The 17,390-nt window shown below is 41.7% G+C and carries 14 protein-coding genes and 1 tRNA gene; all 15 read right to left on the bottom strand.

The window, feature by feature from the left end; all coding sequences use genetic code 11:
- Positions 1–90 precede the first annotated feature (90 nt).
- Positions 91–178, bottom strand: a tRNA-Ser gene (locus MWG26_RS00075).
- A 123-nt stretch (positions 179–301) separates the two neighbouring features.
- Positions 302–1,018, bottom strand: a complete 717-nt coding sequence (locus MWG26_RS00070) for a lysophospholipid acyltransferase family protein (RefSeq protein ID WP_025653898.1) — start codon at positions 1,016–1,018, stop codon at positions 302–304.
- Positions 1,019–1,075: 57 nt separating this feature from the next.
- Positions 1,076–1,630: a Fe-S-containing hydro-lyase gene (locus MWG26_RS00065; protein WP_025653897.1), complete on the bottom strand. Its 555-nt coding sequence runs from the start codon at positions 1,628–1,630 to the stop codon at positions 1,076–1,078.
- 68 nt (positions 1,631–1,698) lie between these two features.
- The gene (locus MWG26_RS00060) at positions 1,699–2,544 is read right to left on the bottom strand and encodes a fumarate hydratase (RefSeq protein WP_025653896.1); all 846 of its coding nucleotides are present in this window, start codon (positions 2,542–2,544) and stop codon (positions 1,699–1,701) included.
- Between the two features lie 265 nt (positions 2,545–2,809).
- On the bottom strand, positions 2,810–4,255 hold the full coding sequence (locus MWG26_RS00055; protein ID WP_117440544.1) for a DUF4153 domain-containing protein: 1,446 nt from the start codon (positions 4,253–4,255) through the stop codon (positions 2,810–2,812).
- A gap of 59 nt (positions 4,256–4,314) precedes the next feature.
- Entirely contained in the window at positions 4,315–4,527 is a 213-nt protein-coding gene (locus MWG26_RS00050) for a helix-turn-helix domain-containing protein (protein WP_025653894.1), read from the bottom strand.
- Between the two features lie 26 nt (positions 4,528–4,553).
- The gene (locus tag MWG26_RS00045; RefSeq protein ID WP_025653893.1) at positions 4,554–5,006 is read right to left on the bottom strand and encodes a DUF2975 domain-containing protein; all 453 of its coding nucleotides are present in this window, start codon (positions 5,004–5,006) and stop codon (positions 4,554–4,556) included.
- 530 nt (positions 5,007–5,536) lie between these two features.
- Complete coding sequence (locus MWG26_RS00040) at positions 5,537–6,724, bottom strand: iron-containing alcohol dehydrogenase (protein WP_025653892.1); 1,188 nt, start codon at positions 6,722–6,724, stop codon at positions 5,537–5,539.
- Positions 6,725–6,966: 242 nt separating this feature from the next.
- Positions 6,967–7,467, bottom strand: a complete 501-nt coding sequence (locus MWG26_RS00035) for a hypothetical protein (protein WP_025653891.1) — start codon at positions 7,465–7,467, stop codon at positions 6,967–6,969.
- 859 nt (positions 7,468–8,326) lie between these two features.
- Positions 8,327–10,828, bottom strand: a complete 2,502-nt coding sequence (gene gyrA / locus MWG26_RS00030) for a DNA gyrase subunit A (RefSeq protein ID WP_025653889.1) — start codon at positions 10,826–10,828, stop codon at positions 8,327–8,329.
- Positions 10,829–10,937: 109 nt separating this feature from the next.
- Entirely contained in the window at positions 10,938–12,875 is a 1,938-nt protein-coding gene (gene gyrB, locus MWG26_RS00025; RefSeq protein WP_025653888.1) for a DNA topoisomerase (ATP-hydrolyzing) subunit B, read from the bottom strand.
- 11 nt (positions 12,876–12,886) lie between these two features.
- The gene (recF, locus tag MWG26_RS00020) at positions 12,887–13,972 is read right to left on the bottom strand and encodes a DNA replication/repair protein RecF (RefSeq protein ID WP_025653887.1); all 1,086 of its coding nucleotides are present in this window, start codon (positions 13,970–13,972) and stop codon (positions 12,887–12,889) included.
- Between the two features lie 187 nt (positions 13,973–14,159).
- Entirely contained in the window at positions 14,160–14,375 is a 216-nt protein-coding gene (locus MWG26_RS00015; RefSeq protein WP_025653886.1) for an RNA-binding S4 domain-containing protein, read from the bottom strand.
- Between the two features lie 150 nt (positions 14,376–14,525).
- Positions 14,526–15,632 (bottom strand): DNA polymerase III subunit beta, encoded by a 1,107-nt coding sequence (dnaN, locus tag MWG26_RS00010; RefSeq protein ID WP_025653885.1) that lies wholly within the window; start codon positions 15,630–15,632, stop codon positions 14,526–14,528.
- Positions 15,633–15,919: 287 nt separating this feature from the next.
- The gene (dnaA, locus tag MWG26_RS00005) at positions 15,920–17,290 is read right to left on the bottom strand and encodes a chromosomal replication initiator protein DnaA (RefSeq protein WP_025653884.1); all 1,371 of its coding nucleotides are present in this window, start codon (positions 17,288–17,290) and stop codon (positions 15,920–15,922) included.
- Positions 17,291–17,390: the final 100 nt, after the last annotated feature.

The following is a 17,390-nucleotide window of genomic DNA, read 5'->3' as shown; positions in this document are numbered from 1 at the left end:
GTTTTTAGTAATGCTTTCCCACAATAACATCTGTAGAACTTACATGCAAAAACTACTGGCTTGGCCCAGTAGTTCTGGAAAACATCAAAACGGAGAAAGAGGGATTTGAACCCTCGCGCCGGTTACCCGACCTACACCCTTAGCAGGGGCGCCTCTTCAGCCTCTTGAGTATTTCTCCTGATTCTGAAATAATACCTGCTTTCTATATATCAGCAGGGCAATATACAATTATACACCCAACAGTGCAAAAGTTATTATACTAAACAGATTGTTTTATGTCAACGGCTAAATCGCAACTTTTTCATTTTTTCTCATTTTTGTCAATTGTATCCTGTATTCTGTCATGGACAATAGATGCTATTTCCGTTGTTTTCATATTTTTATAATCATCATAGTACAATGGTTTCAGGAAATGAACCTGTACGGTAACCTTACTGATTGTATTTGTATCGAATGGGCGGAATGAATCAATCAGCGCTATGGGGACAATTGGACATTTTGCCTTTGTTGCAGCTTTGAAGCTGCCCCCCTTAAATTCCCCTATACGGTTTCCGTTCTTTGAACGGGTACCCTCTGCAAAGATCAGATAATTTCTCCCATTTTTCACTTCATTTGATACATCGATAATAACCTGCATTGCCTGGCGTACATTATCCCTGTCCAGCATATATGCTTTCATACATGCAAAAACCTGTTTTAGAAACTGAATGTTCTGAATTTCCTTCTTTGCGACCACTGAAAAGGGCATTGGGCAGGCCTCCAGGACGGCAAGCACATCGTAAAGACCCTGATGGTTTGGAAAAAACATGAATCCACTTTCTTTAGGAATATTTTCTGTGCCGTAAGGTTCTATCCGTACATTTCCCCCTTTATTTGCACGCAGCACAATAAACTTTAGAAGACTGTACTGTTCCTCCTCCGTGTACTTTTCAGTATGTGACGCGTGATAACACAGACGGCACCACATATATGGAACCAGGATGATATTTCGGAACACCATCAGCAATATACGTTTCATTACATTTTCCTCTCAGCTCTTAGTTTTTCCATAATTATTCTAAATTAAACACAATAGTTAGTCTTCTATACAATATTCTTTAATAGCAGTTTCATACAAATTACTGCCTTCACTATCAATTACAACGATAACAGGAAAATTTTCTACAGTCAGTCTGCGGATTGCCTCAGTCCCCAGATCATCATAGGCAACTACTTCAGAGCTGGTAATACATTTTGAAAGAAGTGCACCTGCCCCTCCTACTGCTGCAAAGTAAACGGAATCATTTCTTATAACAGCGTCAATCACTTCCTGGCTCCTTTTCCCTTTTCCAATCATAGCACCGAGCCCCAGATCCAGAAGCTGAGGTGCGTATTTATCCATCCGGCTTGCAGTTGTAGGACCTGCCGAACCGATAGGGCGTCCTTCCCTTGCAGGTGAAGGTCCCATATAGTAAATCACCTGATTCTCAATATTTATAGGAAGAGACTTTCCCTCTCCCAGTATCTCATACATTCTTTTATGAGCTGCATCTCGGGCCGTATAGATTGTCCCCGTTATGTATACATAGTCGCCTGCATGCAGAGATTTTGATACTTCCTTCGTAATCGGCGCTGTGATATGTTTATCCATAATATATATCCCTCCCTGGTAAATCTTAAGAATATTCTGAAAACGGTAAGCAAAGGGGTCAGACCCCTTTACAGCTCCCGGACTACATGTCTGTTCACATGACAGCAGATATTAACTCCAACCGGCAGCCCGGCAATATGTGTTGCATAGGTATTGATATGAACCCCGAGTGCTGTGGTGGTTCCTCCTAGCCCGCCCGGCCCAATTCCCAGCCCGTTTATCTTCTTTAATAATTCGTCTTCCAATTCTTTTACATATGGGATATCGGAATGTGTTCCTACTTCCCTGGTGAGGGCTTCTTTTGCCATTAATGCGCATTTTTCGAATGTTCCGCCGATACCTACACCAACTACCATTGGAGGGCAGGCGTTAGGACCTGCATCTTTTACAGCTGTTAACACGGCTTTTTTAACACCTTCTATTCCTTCAGCGGGTTTCAACATGAAGACTCGGCTCATGTTTTCACTTCCGAATCCTTTCGGTGCTACTTTTATTTTTACTTTGTCTCCTGCTGTTATTTTTATATGGATAATAGCAGGTGTATTATCTTTTGTATTTTCACGGATTAAGGGATCATTTACCACGGACTTTCTCAGAAAACCTTCTGTGTATCCCTGACGCACACCTTCATTGACTGCATCTTCCAGAAGCCCGCCCTCCAGATGCACGTCCTGGCCAATCTCCAGAAATATCACTGCCATGCCTGTATCCTGGCAGATTGGAATCATATCCTGCGCAGCTATCTCCAGATTCTCCTGAAGCTGTCCCAGTATTTGTTTACCAAGAGGGGATTTTTCTGTCTGTTCTGCAAGCTTCATCGCCGCATCCATGTCTGGTGACAGATAGTGATTTGCTTCAATACACATTTCTTTTATATTTTTAGCGATTTCCTCAACATTAATTGACCGTACCATGACTCCTCCTGTACTATTTAATTATTTCATTTATTTTAATTCACAACTTTTCTTATTATAATATAATTTTATAAAAAAGAAAATAGTGGTGTAATAAACTTATCTCAAAATTGGGAGGATTTCGTAACAGTTCAGGCCTGCCTGAACTGTTACAGATTTTCATGAATTTAAATAGACTGGCTGTTGTAAATAAAAATATTGATATGGAAGAAGGGCAGACCTTCAGTAAAGACGCAAAATAAGGTATTTTAAAGGCAGTTCAACGTCAACGCAGATATTCTTCTGCTGCTTCCTTAGCGCTGGCTTTTGAAAAATTCCAGGTTCTCAGGGACATATCCTGTTCTTGAATCCACTGAAAATACTGTTTCAGCCTCCCATCCCAGTATTCCGGATCACCCACTGCCTTTTCAGCAGCCTGAACCACAACTGGCGCGGTATCCAGAGAGTTGGCAAACATAAGGTGCATCATATCTACCTCCGAAATCTGATCCCAGTGTCTGACATTATATTGTGCGGTCAGTTTATCCACTTTTGCAAATGACAGCGCAATATAGCAGACTGCTAGCACGACCATGATATATTTGAATAATTGAAACTTCTTTCGTATAATACTCAGCATAACCCCCACCATAATCAGCAGAAGCACCCCCAGGAACCAAAGAACCAGAACTCTTAAAAAAGTAAGATGGTAGGCTCTTACATAAAGAATCATCCTGTAAGCTGCGGAAAGAGTCATAATACATGTGCATACTGAAATTATCATAAGAATAATTTTCAAAATTTTATTTTCTTCAAAAATACTAACACAGATTAACACAGTGATGAAATTAATAATGCTGACCGCCAGTAGCTGCCAGAATCCCGCATGCGCATACTGTGAATATGTGACGCTCTCTGGCAGACCACTTTCAAACCGTAAAAACAAAAATAATATCTGAATCGCAGAGTAAAATACATATATAACGGCAAGTATCCCTGAAAATGTAATCCCAACAGAATTTAAAGAAAGCTGTTTTACATTTTCTTTCTCTTTTATATTCAGTGCTGATATTCCTGAAAGAAATGCATACATCAGAATATAGCCCGCCAGAAATGTCAGAATTACTCCCAGCTCAGCCCCAAATCTAAACCATCCCGTAAAACGGCCGAAAAACACCGCAAAAATTTTGTCTGAATTTACAAGAAGCGGAAGGACAATTACTAACAGCCCGGCTGCACACGCACACCCAAGAATAATAGGTTTAAAATATCTGCTTTCTTTTTTTCCCCTCTTTTTCCTGTATCTGATTCCATGAATTAAGGGATCACACACAGAAGCAATCGTCTTTCCCGCCAGCATCAGAATAGATACTATATACTTCTGAAAGCTCCAGTTTCCCTGCTCGTTTACCTGTTGAATCATTCCAGACATAAAAAGCAGTATAATTCCAATCCAGTTAAAAAAATGAAAAAATTTACTCATTGTCAGCGGAGTAGAAATTCCCAGCAGCAGCATCCCAGCTGCGTAAATATAAAAATTTTTCTTTATTGTTATTCCCATTCTTTTCAAAAACATAAACGCTGTAGCAATTGTTACTGCAACAATGACAGGGAATGTAACTCCTGACAGATTCTTATACAGACAGAAAGTAAATATAAAACCGTAGATCCCACACATACATCCTGTATAGAGATAATTCTCTTCTATTTTACTGACTGATAATGTTCCCATAGTAAATGCTCCTTTCCTGATTTACTGAAAGTTTTCGTCAACATCAGATCCCGCTCCGGCTAATCTTCCTCCTCTACATATTCCAGAATATCTCCGGGCTGACATTTTAAAGCCTTGCATATAGCGTCCAAAGTGGTAAATCTGACGGCCTTTGCTTTATTATTTTTTAATATCGAAAGATTGGCCATTGTAATATCGATCTCCTGCGCCAGCTCGGTCACGCTTATTTTTCTTTTTGCCATCATAACATCCAAATTCACTATAATTGACATCCTTTTCCTCCTGTAATATATTCCACTTAAATGGTCAGATCATTTTCGTTTTTAAAACGTACAGCTTCTTTAAAAACACAGGCCAGAACATGGCTGAACAGTCCGGCTATAAAAAAGGTCAGAATAACGACATACGTTGCAGGAGTGGGCAGAAAAAATAACTTTATTACAAATAGCACAGAAATAATAAAACTTACTTTTCCCATCATACTCAGGCTTTTTACATTGTTATCCACAAAACAGTCTTTTTTAATCACTGTCTTTATCATCCTTCTCAGCTGGTGCACAATGGTAAGGCCACAGACACCTGCAAGAGCAACAGTAATTAACATAGGCCAAAATTGTACTTCTATTTCTGCATAATAATACCTGCCTGCCACTTTTAATATAAATGGGAGACCCAACAGTACGATAATTCCTGCATAAAACATAAAACCTAAAAAACCACTTGTAAATCTGATCAGCTTTTCCTGCTTCATAAAATTCAATCCTTTCCAAATTCTGTGTAATTTTCCAATAGTTCTTTTAATGGATTATATCATTACCGAAACTGTATTTCAATATATTTTTATTGAATAACGATATATTTTTATTAATTTAAAGTATATATAGCTAAGTTGTAGACTAAGAAGGCTATGAAACTCGGAGATCTAAATCCCTGAAGAATACTGTTTACTTACAGCTTACTTATTAATACTTAGGTAATTGCTTATAACAGGAGTAAATTGATTATAAATTTAAAATAAAATAGAGTTTCGCTTGCAAAACTCGCGCCTGCGGCGGCCGCATCGCGACATCTGCCTCTTACGCCGCAGTGCGCATCCCCGCAGGAGGGCCTGTTTATCTTATAGGCGAACTTTCCTATAAGATAAAAAAAACGAATACTTCCTGCCTTATTTCAATAAAGCATTTCGTACCCGTCTATTAATTGCATTTCTATTGCACGTTTCTAAAAACAAATGAATTTTAAGAATATTCTGAAAATGGTAAGCAAAGGGGTCAGACCCCTTTACTCGTAAGCCTGGTTTAATATCATTATGACGTCCTCATAATCCACTGCAGCCGGATTTAAAAGCATAGCCCCATCATTCAGTGCTGTTTTTGCCACTGCATCAAAATCTTTTTTCTCCACGTTTACTTCTTTTAGTGTCATGGGCAGTCCACATAACTTATGAAGTCTGCGTTCGAGTTTTCTAACGGATTTTATGGCCTCTTCACTTCGCTTTTCTGCAGAAGTTCTGGCGTACACTTCCGGCCCCTCCAGATATAAAAGTAATTCTCCGTATATATCTCCCAATTGTTTATAATTATATAACATACAATATGGAAGCAATATGAACATGGCATTTCCATGGGGTACTTTACAGACTCCACCCAGTGCATGTCCGATTGCATGAACTACTCCTACCATGGAATTGGAAAATGCTGCACCAGCCATAGTGGATGCGTTTGCCATTGCAAGTCTTGCCTCAATATTTTTCCCATTTTTTATGGTGGTCACCAGATTCTCTGAAATCAGTTTTATTGCAGTGGCGGCATAGGCATCGCTCAGTGGATTTTTTTGAGTACAGCTGAATGCTTCTATTGCATGGCATAATGCATCAAAACCTGTCGAAGCTGCCGTTTTCGGTGGAAGCGTTTCTGTCATTCGGGGATCCAGTACCGCTGCATCCGGTAACAGATAGTTTGATATAAACTCCATTTTTACGGACTTTTCTATATTTTTAATCACAGCTACAAGTGTTGTCTCTGAACCGGTCCCCGATGTGGTCGGCACTGCAATAAAGGGGATATGTTTTCCTCGAATCATGGACTCGCAGCCCTGCAGCTCCAGCAAATCCTCTGCCTCCTGGGATATCAGCATTTCTAGGCCCTTTGCAGTATCTATAATAGAACCTCCTCCTACAGCTATGATACTGTCACAGGCCGCTTTTTTATATGTTTTCCCGATTCTATTCACAACCTCGACCGAAGAATCTGCAGGAATATCTGTAAAAATAGCCCCCGGCTCCATTCCTGTGGAAACAATTGCGTTGATCACCTTTTTTAGAGATCCCACTTTCTCGAGAATCCTGCCGGATAACAAAATCGGCCTGCACGCCCCCAGTCCCTTTAGTTCGTAGGTAATGTTTTCAAGCGCATACTTTCCTGATAAAATTTTTGTTGAATTCTGAAATTCATAATACGTTGGCAGCACAAGTTTTCCTCCTAAATCTCATCAAAATTTCAAATAAAATAGACTTTTCCACATTTTTCCAGTGTTTTCCACATACTTTATGTGAATTACTCCGTTTTTTAGTAATATAACTGTTGATAACTTTTATTTTACAATAAGATATATATACCCCCAGATCGAATCGGTGCGCCAAAGAAATCAGTCATACGAAGCATAATGACAGCCCGCCATGAATACTCAAAAAGTTTACTTGAGTCTTTATTCTAAAATTCCAATAATAAATGGCAATATACCCGAAAACTTCCCAGTTGTTTACCAGGTACTCTACGCAGTATTCTTTTTGTAATTATTTTAGGAAACAAATATACTTCGGCCAATTCAATACACCTTACAATAGACATAATCTCGGCAATATCCCCCTTCACCATAAAACGATGCTGAGCATAAGCCTCTGTAATCCCCATCTGTCCGGAAAATACCAGAAATGCACCGTCAATACTTTTAAATGAAATTAGAATATCCGGATCCTCAATATTTCCGGAACGCACTATACCACTGGATACTCTTACTAAACAAAGCTTTGGCCCCCTTTTTGATGCAGTCAGAACAATCGTCCTTCCCATCGGCCAGCTCTCAATTTCTTTGTAGACTCTGCTATCATACTTATATAAAGTCTTCATTCCACGATACAGAAAAAACATAATCACCTTTTCAAAAAGAATCTTCCCACTAAACAACCCTCGCTTTTTTAGGCTTAAACGCATGACGTTTCCTCCTTTCCCTAAATGAGTACTCTCATAATATGATTCTAAAAGCATCAACATCAGGAAGCTCATTTACTAATTATACACTTTTTCACACAAAATAATATATCAAACACAGATTAATCCTGCCTTGTATAATCTGTTCCATTTTCTAATAATTCAAACACGATCCATTTGTCATCAATAAATAAATCTATCTGCCCCTCCTGTACCCCAACCTGATATCCATAACCTTTCCCAAAATTCGATTGATTACGTTTTCCTCAGACAGCGCCCCTGCCGCAGAATTTTTCGGATTATCATCATATTTACTGCAGCCAGAAAAAAGAATTATTGTTATTACTAGAAACACGAACATAATTATTTTCTTCATTATCCCTCACCAATAAACTAAAACCCACAAATACTATTCCAATTTTCTTAAGTATACCAAACCCCACACTAAAAATATATAACTGAATATAATCTCACTCAATAAACATTATTACCAATAACGAATCGATCCATGAATCCATTAACAATCCGCCTCCCCCGCCCCTGCCGGCGCAGAGAGCCATCCCAGGAATTCAACTCTCCCGTCCTGATGCACCAGCTTTCCGGAGTCGTGAAAGGGATATCCCGGATGCTTCATTCGGAGATTACTGCCGCTTCATCAAAAGAAAAGCCAGCATATGAACTACAAGCAGGACCACAAGTCCTGCTTGTAAGCCAACTTATACGGGAATGCATCCTGCATTCCCGTGTTTGTCGGCGGTGTTCATCATGCTGGCTTTTCTTTTGATTAGCGGCAGTTATCTTCGAATGCCGCATCCAGGATATCCCTTTCACGACTCCGGAAAGCGTCCCTTCAGCCATTAGTTTATTCCTGAATCTCCTCATCATCTTCAGAGATTTCTACCTTTTCTCCATCAATCTCAGCAGATGCCTTTCTTACCTTAGCGACACTCGCCACGGTATCCCCCTCGGCAAGGTTAATCAGTTTTACTCCCGATGTCACACGTCCGAGAACTGATATATCCGCACACTGCATACGAATAATAATTCCCTCTGTATTGATAATCATAATTTCATTATCTTCATTCACGGCCTTCATGCCCACTACATTTCCGGTCTTCTCGGTTATCTTATAGCACTTCACGCCCTTACCGCCGCGGTTCTGTGTTGTAAATTCCTCCAGGCTGGTGCGCTTGCCCATCCCCTTTTCCGATACAATGAGGAGATCGCTGCCCTGAGTGCTCATCTGCATTGCAATGACTTCATCCCTGTCGCTTAAGTTCATGCCGCGGACCCCCATAGAAGTTCTTCCTGTCGCCCGGACATCCTTTTCATTAAATCTAATACACTGGCCATATTTGGTTACCAGTACAATATCTTCCTCATTGTCCGTAATCTTGACTTCAATCAGCCTGTCGTCCTCGCGCAGCGTGATCGCTGCAAGCCCTGTCTTTCTAACATTTGCATAATCGGTAATCGGAGTCTTTTTCACAAGCCCCTTCTCTGTTGCCATAAACAAAAACTTACCGTCCTCATACTCCTGTATCGGGATCATAGCCGTAATCTTCTCATCCGGCATCAACTGCAGGATATTAATAATAGCGGTCCCTCTCGCGGTCCTGCTGGCCTCCGGAATCTCGTATCCCTTGATCCTGTATACACGCCCTGTATTGGTGAAGAACATAATATAGTGATGGGTGGAGGTAATAAATAATTCCTTGATATAATCCTCTTCCAGCGTCTGCATTCCCTTAATTCCCTTGCCGCCCCTGTTCTGGCTCTTGAAGGTATCCATGGTCATACGCTTGATGTATCCGAGCCTGGTCATGGTAATAACAATATTTTCCCTTGGAATCAGATCTTCCATGGATATATCAAATTCATCAAAGCCGATGGATGTTCTTCTCTCATCCCCGTACTTTTCAGAAATAAGCAGAATCTCTTCCCGGATCACGCCGAGAAGCAGCTTCCTATCAGCCAGAATTGCCTTTAATTCGCCGATTTTCTTCATCAGCTCTTCGAATTCACTCTCCAGCTTCTCTCTTTCCAGACCGGTCAGCGCACGGAGACGCATATCCACAATAGCCTGTGCCTGCACATCTGTTAAGTCAAATCTTGCGATTAATTCTTCTTTCGCAATCTGGACGTTCTTGGACCCTCTGATGATCTTAATGACTTCATCTATGTGATCCAGCGCGATAAGTAAGCCTTTTAAGATATGTGCACGCTCTTCTGCCTTGTTTAGTTCATACTTTGTCCTTCTGGTTACAACTTCCTCCTGATGCTTCAGATAAAGCCGAAGCATATCCAGAATATTCATAACCCTTGGCTCATTATTCACAAGCGCAAGCATAATGACGCCAAATGTATCCTGCAGCTGTGTATGCTTGTACAGCTGATTCAGAATGACATTTGGATTCACATCCCGGCGCAGTTCAATACAAATCCTCATCCCTTCGCGGTTCGACTGGTCGCTCAGGTCTGTAATTCCATCGATCTTCTTATCCCGCACAAGCTCTGCAATCTTTTCAATTAATCTGGCTTTATTTACCATATAGGGAAGCTCTGTGACAATGATCCGGTTCTTTCCGTTTGCCATAGGCTCAATATTCGTAATTGCACGCACACGGATCTTGCCGCGTCCGGTTCTGTATGCTTCCTCGATCCCTCTTGTTCCGAGAATCTCCGCACCTGTCGGAAAATCTGGTCCCTTAATGATCTTTAAAATATCTTCAATGGCCGTGTCGCCGTTCTCTTCAATCTGATCGTCAATGATTTTCACAACTGCACCGATAACTTCTCTCAGATTGTGGGGAGGTATATTGGTAGCCATACCAACTGCAATACCGGATGTTCCGTTGACAAGAAGATTCGGAAATCTGGCTGGCAGCACGGTCGGCTCTTTTTCCGTCTCATCAAAATTCGGTGTAAAATCAACAGTATCCTTGTTGATATCCGCAGTCATCTCCATGGAAATCTTGCTGAGCCGTGCCTCCGTGTAACGCATGGCAGCCGCGCCGTCACCGTCCACAGAACCAAAGTTACCGTGGCCGTCAACAAGCGGATATCTGGTGGACCATTCCTGGGCCAAATTTACCAGCGCCCCGTAAATGGAACTGTCGCCGTGCGGGTGATACTTACCCATAGTATCACCGACAATACGCGCACATTTACGGTGCGGCTTGTCAGGCCCGTTATTCAATTCAATCATAGAATACAGAATTCTTCTCTGTACAGGCTTCAGGCCGTCTCTTACATCGGGCAGGGCACGAGCAGCTATTACACTCATGGCATAATCGATATAAGAATTTTCCATGGTCTTTTTCAAATCAACTTCATGGACTTTATCAAAAATATTATCTTCCATTTTTATATCCTTTCCTTTGAAGGTTTCCCGGCAGACAAATTGTCCGTTCGGCCAAACCCTTAATTATTCGATGCTGGTCAGTAATCAGTACTTTCCCCACAATGTACGATTAGATATCCAGATTCTGCACATACTTCGCATTCTCCTCGATAAATTCCCGCCTTGGCTCTACTTTGTCTCCCATCAGCGTAGTGAAAGTCAGGTCAAGCTCTGAAGAAGTCTCCTCGTCCATCGTCACCCTCAGCAGTATTCTGTGTTCCGGATCCATGGTGGTCTCCCACAGCTGTTCCGCATCCATCTCTCCAAGACCTTTATAGCGCTGTATCTTGTTGTTTCCGTCACGTCCCACTTCTGAAAGAATTTGGCTCAGTTCCTCATCACTGTATGCATACCATACCTTCTTGTTCTTTTCCAGCTTGTACAGCGGCGGCTGCGCCAGATATACATAACCGTCTTTGATCAGATCCGGCATAAAACGATATAAAAATGTCAATAACAGGGTGCTGATATGCGCCCCATCCACGTCGGCATCAGTCATAATAATAATCTTATGATACCGAAGCTTTGTAATATCAAAATCCTCATGTATTCCCGTGCCAAATGCAGTGATCATCGCTTTAATCTCTGCATTTCCATAAATCTTATCCAGCCTTGCCTTCTCCACATTCAGAATCTTTCCCCTCAGCGGCAGGATAGCCTGAGTGGATCTGTCTCTGGCAGTTTTCGCGGAACCGCCGGCAGAATCACCCTCTACGATGTAAATCTCGCAGTTTTTCGGATCCTTGTCCGAGCAGTCGGCAAGTTTACCCGGCAGGGACATTCCCTCCAGGGCAGACTTTCTTCTGGTAAGATCCCTTGCTTTTCTGGCTGCCTCCCTTGCACGCTGCGCCATCACTGACTTTTCGACAGTCATTTTCGCAACATTTGGGTTCTGCTCCAGGAAAATCTCCAGCTGGGTACTCACAATACTATCCACAGCGCCGCGCGCTTCACTATTGCCCAGCTTCTGCTTTGTCTGTCCCTCAAACTGGGGGTCCTCAATCTTTACACTGATAATCGCAGTCAGACCTTCCCGGATATCCTCACCGGATAGATTCGGCTCGCTGTCTTTGAGCAGCTTATTTTTTCTCGCGTAATCATTAAAAGTTTTTGTCAGTGCGTTGCGGAATCCCACTACATGAGTACCGCCCTCCGGCGTAGTAATATTATTTACAAAGCCATAAGTATTGTCACTGTAGGAATCGTTGTGCTGCATGGCAACCTCAACGGCTACATTATCCTTCATTCCCTCACAGTATATAATCTGGTCGTAAAGAGCTGTTTTACTGCGGTTCAAATAAGTGACAAACTCCTTGATTCCGCCCTCATAGTGGAAATTCTTCTCCACAAGCTCTTCCCCGCGCTCATCCCTAAGTACAATCCGCAGTCCTCTTGTCAGGAAAGCCATCTCGCGGAAACGCTGCTTCAATGTATCATAATCAAAAATCGTTTCCTCAAAAATCTCATCATCCGGCAGAAATGTTACTTTAGTACCTCTCTTATCAGCCTCACATTCCCCGACCACCCGCAGCTTTTCTACAACTTTTCCACGCTCGTATCTCTGCCTGTAGATCTTACCCTCATTGTAGATCTCTACCTCCAGCCACTGCGACAGTGCGTTTACAACCGAAGCTCCCACACCGTGGAGGCCGCCCGATACCTTGTAACCCCCGCCGCCAAACTTTCCCCCAGCATGCAGAATTGTAAATACAACTTCTACCGCAGGAAGCCCGGCCTTATGATTGATCCCCACAGGAATACCACGCCCGTTATCAATAACCGTGATTGAGTTTCCCTCATTTATACTTACAAAGATTGTATCACAATATCCTGCCAGCGCCTCATCCACAGCGTTGTCTACAATCTCATATACCAGATGGTGAAGTCCTCTTGACGAAGTGCTTCCGATGTACATCCCCGGCCTTTTTCTTACCGCTTCCAATCCCTCTAATATCTGGATCTGATCTGCTCCATATTCAGCATCAAATTCTGTACCTGTTGCACCCATTTAAAAACCTCCTAATTTTCTTTTGCTACCTGTCCATTTTTTACATGGAAAATTTTATTAATAGAAAATCGATGATTCACAAACTCATCTAATCCAGTACATGTGATTACCGTTTGTATATCATGAATACTATCCAGTAAATAGTTTTGCCTGTGTTTATCCAGTTCAGACAATACATCGTCCAATAATAACACAGGCGTATCCCTGATCAGTGACCTGACCAGTTCAATCTCGGAGAGCTTCAGCGACAAAGCTGCCGTCCGCTGCTGTCCCTGCGACCCAAACCTGCGGATATCCAGGCTGCCCGCCATAAAACAAAGATCATCCCTGTGTGGGCCCACAGAGGTGCTCTTCAGCCTCATGTCCCTATCCCTGTTTTTCTTCAGAGCCTGTTCCAGGCTAAGGTTTCCGACGCTGCATTCGTAGGAAAGAGTAATGTGCTCCTTCCCCCCAGTTAATTTATAGTGGATATCAGAGATGATTTCATTAACTTCTTCTATAAACCGCTTCCGGCTCTCCATTACTTTTGTCCCGTACTCAACCAATTGCATATCCCAGATATCCAACGTTTCCACAAGATTCTCCTGTTTATAAATGTCTTTGAGTAAGGAATTTCTCTGATTAATAATTCGATTATAGTTAGAAAGATTGCTGAGATATACTTTATCAAGCTGCGACAATTCCAGATCGATAAATCTTCTTCTTCCGGAAGGCCCGTCCTTGATGATGTTCAAGTCTTCCGGAGAAAAAAATACAAAATGAATAATTCCAAACAATTCACTTGCTTTGCGGATCGGAATCTTATTGATAGCAATCCCTTTGGGACTGTTCTTTTTCAGATGCATATCGATCTGATATTCTAATCCCCTTTTCTCAACAATAGTCTCCAGATGTGCTTCATCACGTCCAAACTGAATCAAATCTCTGTCTTTTGTACCTCTGTGAGATTTGGTAGTCCCGGATAAATACAGGGCTTCCAGTACATTCGTCTTGCCTTGTGCATTGTCGCCGTAGAGAATATTCGTCTTGGGATCAAAGGTCAAATCCAACAATTCGTAATTCCTGTAATTCTTTAGTTTTAAAGATTTGATTACCATAATTTCTCCATCAGCATGTAATTATTAGTAACAGTTGAGGCCTGCCTGAACTGTTACGCATCCAGCCCATAGAAATTAACCTGCGGCAAAGCGCTGTATGCCTGCAACCACCATTTTTTCCGTACAGTCTGCGCAGTAAATGCGCAGACCTATCTGAACTGACACAATTATTTTACACTTTTTCAGACTATTTTTCAATTTTTATTTCCTGGCCGTCAAATTCCACCCTGTCCCCAACGTATAATTTGCGCCCTCTTCTGGTGTCCGTCTCCCCGTTCACCTTTACCAATCCGTCCTGGACAACCTCTTTTGCCTCCACTCCGGAATCCACAAGCCCGGCCGCTTTCAGTGCCTGCCCCAGCTTAATAAATTCATCGCTTTCACGTAACTTTATAATCTCCATACCAAGTCCTTTCTGTCCTTTCGATAACCCCATTGGGGACGCCGCCCTTTTATCCCGGCCTGAAACCACCGTGCCTTATATCTGGATAAAAGGGCCACGTCCCCATTTATTATGCAACCGCGTTGTAACATTTCAGACAGGCCTGAGCTATTACACCGCATTAAAGTTAACCGGAAGAATCAAATAAATATAACTCTGTTTTTCATCCTTGATAAAACATGGCGCCTTTGCATTCATGTAATACAGGTCAACCTCCTCATCATCAATGACTCTCAGGGCATCGATCAAGAACTTAGGATTAAACCCGATCATCAGATCCTTCCCTTCTTTTGTGATAAAGATTTCCTCATCCATGGATCCAATCTGAGACTTGATCTTAAGTTCCATGGATTCGTCCCGGATATCAATGATAATCGGCTTTTTGTCTCCCTCCTTGATCAAAAGGGTGGCTCTGTCAATACAGTCCAGAAGCTCTTTCTTGTTAATTCTTACTTTTGTCTCATAATCGCTGGAGAGCATCTGGTCAATCTTAAAATAATCTCCTTCGATCAGTCTGGATACCACCACCGTCTTATCAAACTCAAACACAATGTGGTTCTTTGTAAACGAAATGTCTACATCCGCCTCTGCCTCTCCGCCAATAATCTTGCTGATCTCCTGCAGTGTCTTACCCGGTACGATCACCTTTTTCGGCGCATAGTTTTCCTTTAACTCAATCTTACGGATCGAGATTCTGTGGCCGTCCAGAGAGACCACCTTCAGGATGTTCTCTTCGATCTCGAACAGTTCGCCTGTCATCATCTTATTTGTATCGTTATCTGCGATGGAAAAGATAGTCTGTCGTATGACTTCTTTCAACGTAAATTCAGAGACGGTAATGTAATCCTCTTTTTCAATCACGGGCAGGTATGAAAAATCTTCTCCCGACTGTGCGGCAATATTGAACTTCGCTTTTTCACAGTTGATCATTGTCTGGTTATCCGTATCGGTCTCAATGGTTACATCATTGTCAGGAAGCTTCCTGACGATCTCTGAAAATATTCTTGCATTCAGGGCTATAATTCCTCTCTCTACGATATCACCTTCGATGCTTGTCTCAATTCCAAGTTCCATATCATTTGCAGTCAGCTTAATGACATCTGTAGATGCATCGATCAGAATACATTCCAGAATAGGCATTGTAGTTTTGGATGGTACAGCTTTGGATACAATGCTGACACCTTTAACCAGGTTAGATTTTGAACAAACGATTTTCATATGTCGGTAACTCCTTTCGATGGTTGTGGTGAAAAAACTTTCCACCGCGTTTTTTATAGATAAATATATAAATCAATTCCGTCTTCTTCGTAATAGGGGCTGTGAATAAGTTCATAAGTGCTTCAAAGCCTTTAAAATTAAGGGGTTGTCCATACTGAAAACTGTGTAGACATCCACTGGAAAGTGTTGGGACAAGATGGGGATAAAAAACTCCTCAAACTCCTTAATTTTTTTATTAACCTCATAATTCACATCATTTTAACATTGTTATCCACAATTTATCCACATTAAATAGGATTTATCTTCTTCTTAATAATGTTCACAGTGTTGTTCAGAGCCTCGTCAACTGTAAGGTCATGTGCGATCTTCTTAACTCCATGGCTGACAGAAGCGTGATCCTTGCCTCCCAGGATAATACCTACAGTCTTAAGGGGGGTATCCGTCATGGCACGGCAGAGGTACATTACAATCTGACGTGGAAGTACAATCTCAGCATTTCTTTTCTTCCCCTTCAATTCAGAAATGGGGACATTAAAATGTTCGGAAACAACATCGATAATCAGTTCAGGAGTAATCGTCCGGTTTGCATCGGGCGAAATCATGTCCTTCAGTGCTTCTGCGGCCAGAGGAATGTCGATCGGCTTCTTCTCCAGATTGGATAAGGCGATCAGCTTGTTCAGGGAGCCTTCCAGTTCCCTGATATTGGATTTAATATTATTTGCAATATATTGGAGTACTTCATCCGGAATGTGATAACGTTCCAGTCCGTCCAGTTCCTCTTTCTTTCTGAGAATGGCCATCCTGGTCTCATAATCAGGTGAGGAAATATCCGCAATCAGGCCCCATTCAAAACGGGTGCGGAGCCGTGCTTCCAGTGTCTCGATATCCTTCGGAGGCTTATCACTGGAGATAATAATCTGCTTCCCTGACACATGGAGATGGTTAAACGTGTGGAAGAATTCTTCCTGTGTACTTTCCTTACCTATTATAAACTGAATATCATCAATCAGAAGCACATCGTTATTTCGGTATTTTTCACGGAAAGTGGTCATGGCAAGTTCATTGCCGTTTTTACCTATTTTTAAGGCATCAATCAATTCATTTGTAAATGTCTCACTTGTCACATACAGGACCTTCTTGGAAGGGTCATTCTCAAGTATAAAGTGTGCAACCGAATGCATCAGATGAGTCTTCCCCAGTCCGACACCTCCATATATAAAAAGAGGGTTGTAAATCTCCCCGGGTGATTCTGCAACCGCAAGAGACGCAGCATGTGCGAAATTATTATTACTGCCCACAACAAAAGTATCAAATGTATATTTGGCATTGAGATTCGCATTCTCAAAGATAGCATTTGACTTTTTATTCTTTATGACATTTTCTTTCTTTTCCTGGATGATGACATTATCTTCAGTAACAAAAGAGATTTCAAACTCAGTGCCTGTAACTTCTGCAATACACACTTTAAAAGGAAGGAGATATTTCTCTTCTATATGTTCCAGGCTGGCTTTTAGTTTTACGAGAATATAGACAGTGTCATCGGTAACTTCATATACAGTAAGCGGCGCAATCCACGTATTGTATGAAATATTAGATGAGCAATATTCGTCCTTCATTTTGTTTAAAATCTGCTCCCAATTTTCAACTACAATGTTCATCGACAGTACTCCTAATCAATATAATAGAGAGATATGAACGCAAAATCTCTCTATTACATTTTACATCAAAACGGTATGAGAAGCAATGAGAAATGATGTG

The sequence above is a fragment of the Faecalicatena contorta genome, from assembly GCF_022835095.1.
GTDB classification, from domain to species: Bacteria; Bacillota; Clostridia; order Lachnospirales; family Lachnospiraceae; genus Faecalicatena; species Faecalicatena contorta.
This window is presented reverse-complemented; position numbering and strand designations above follow the sequence as displayed.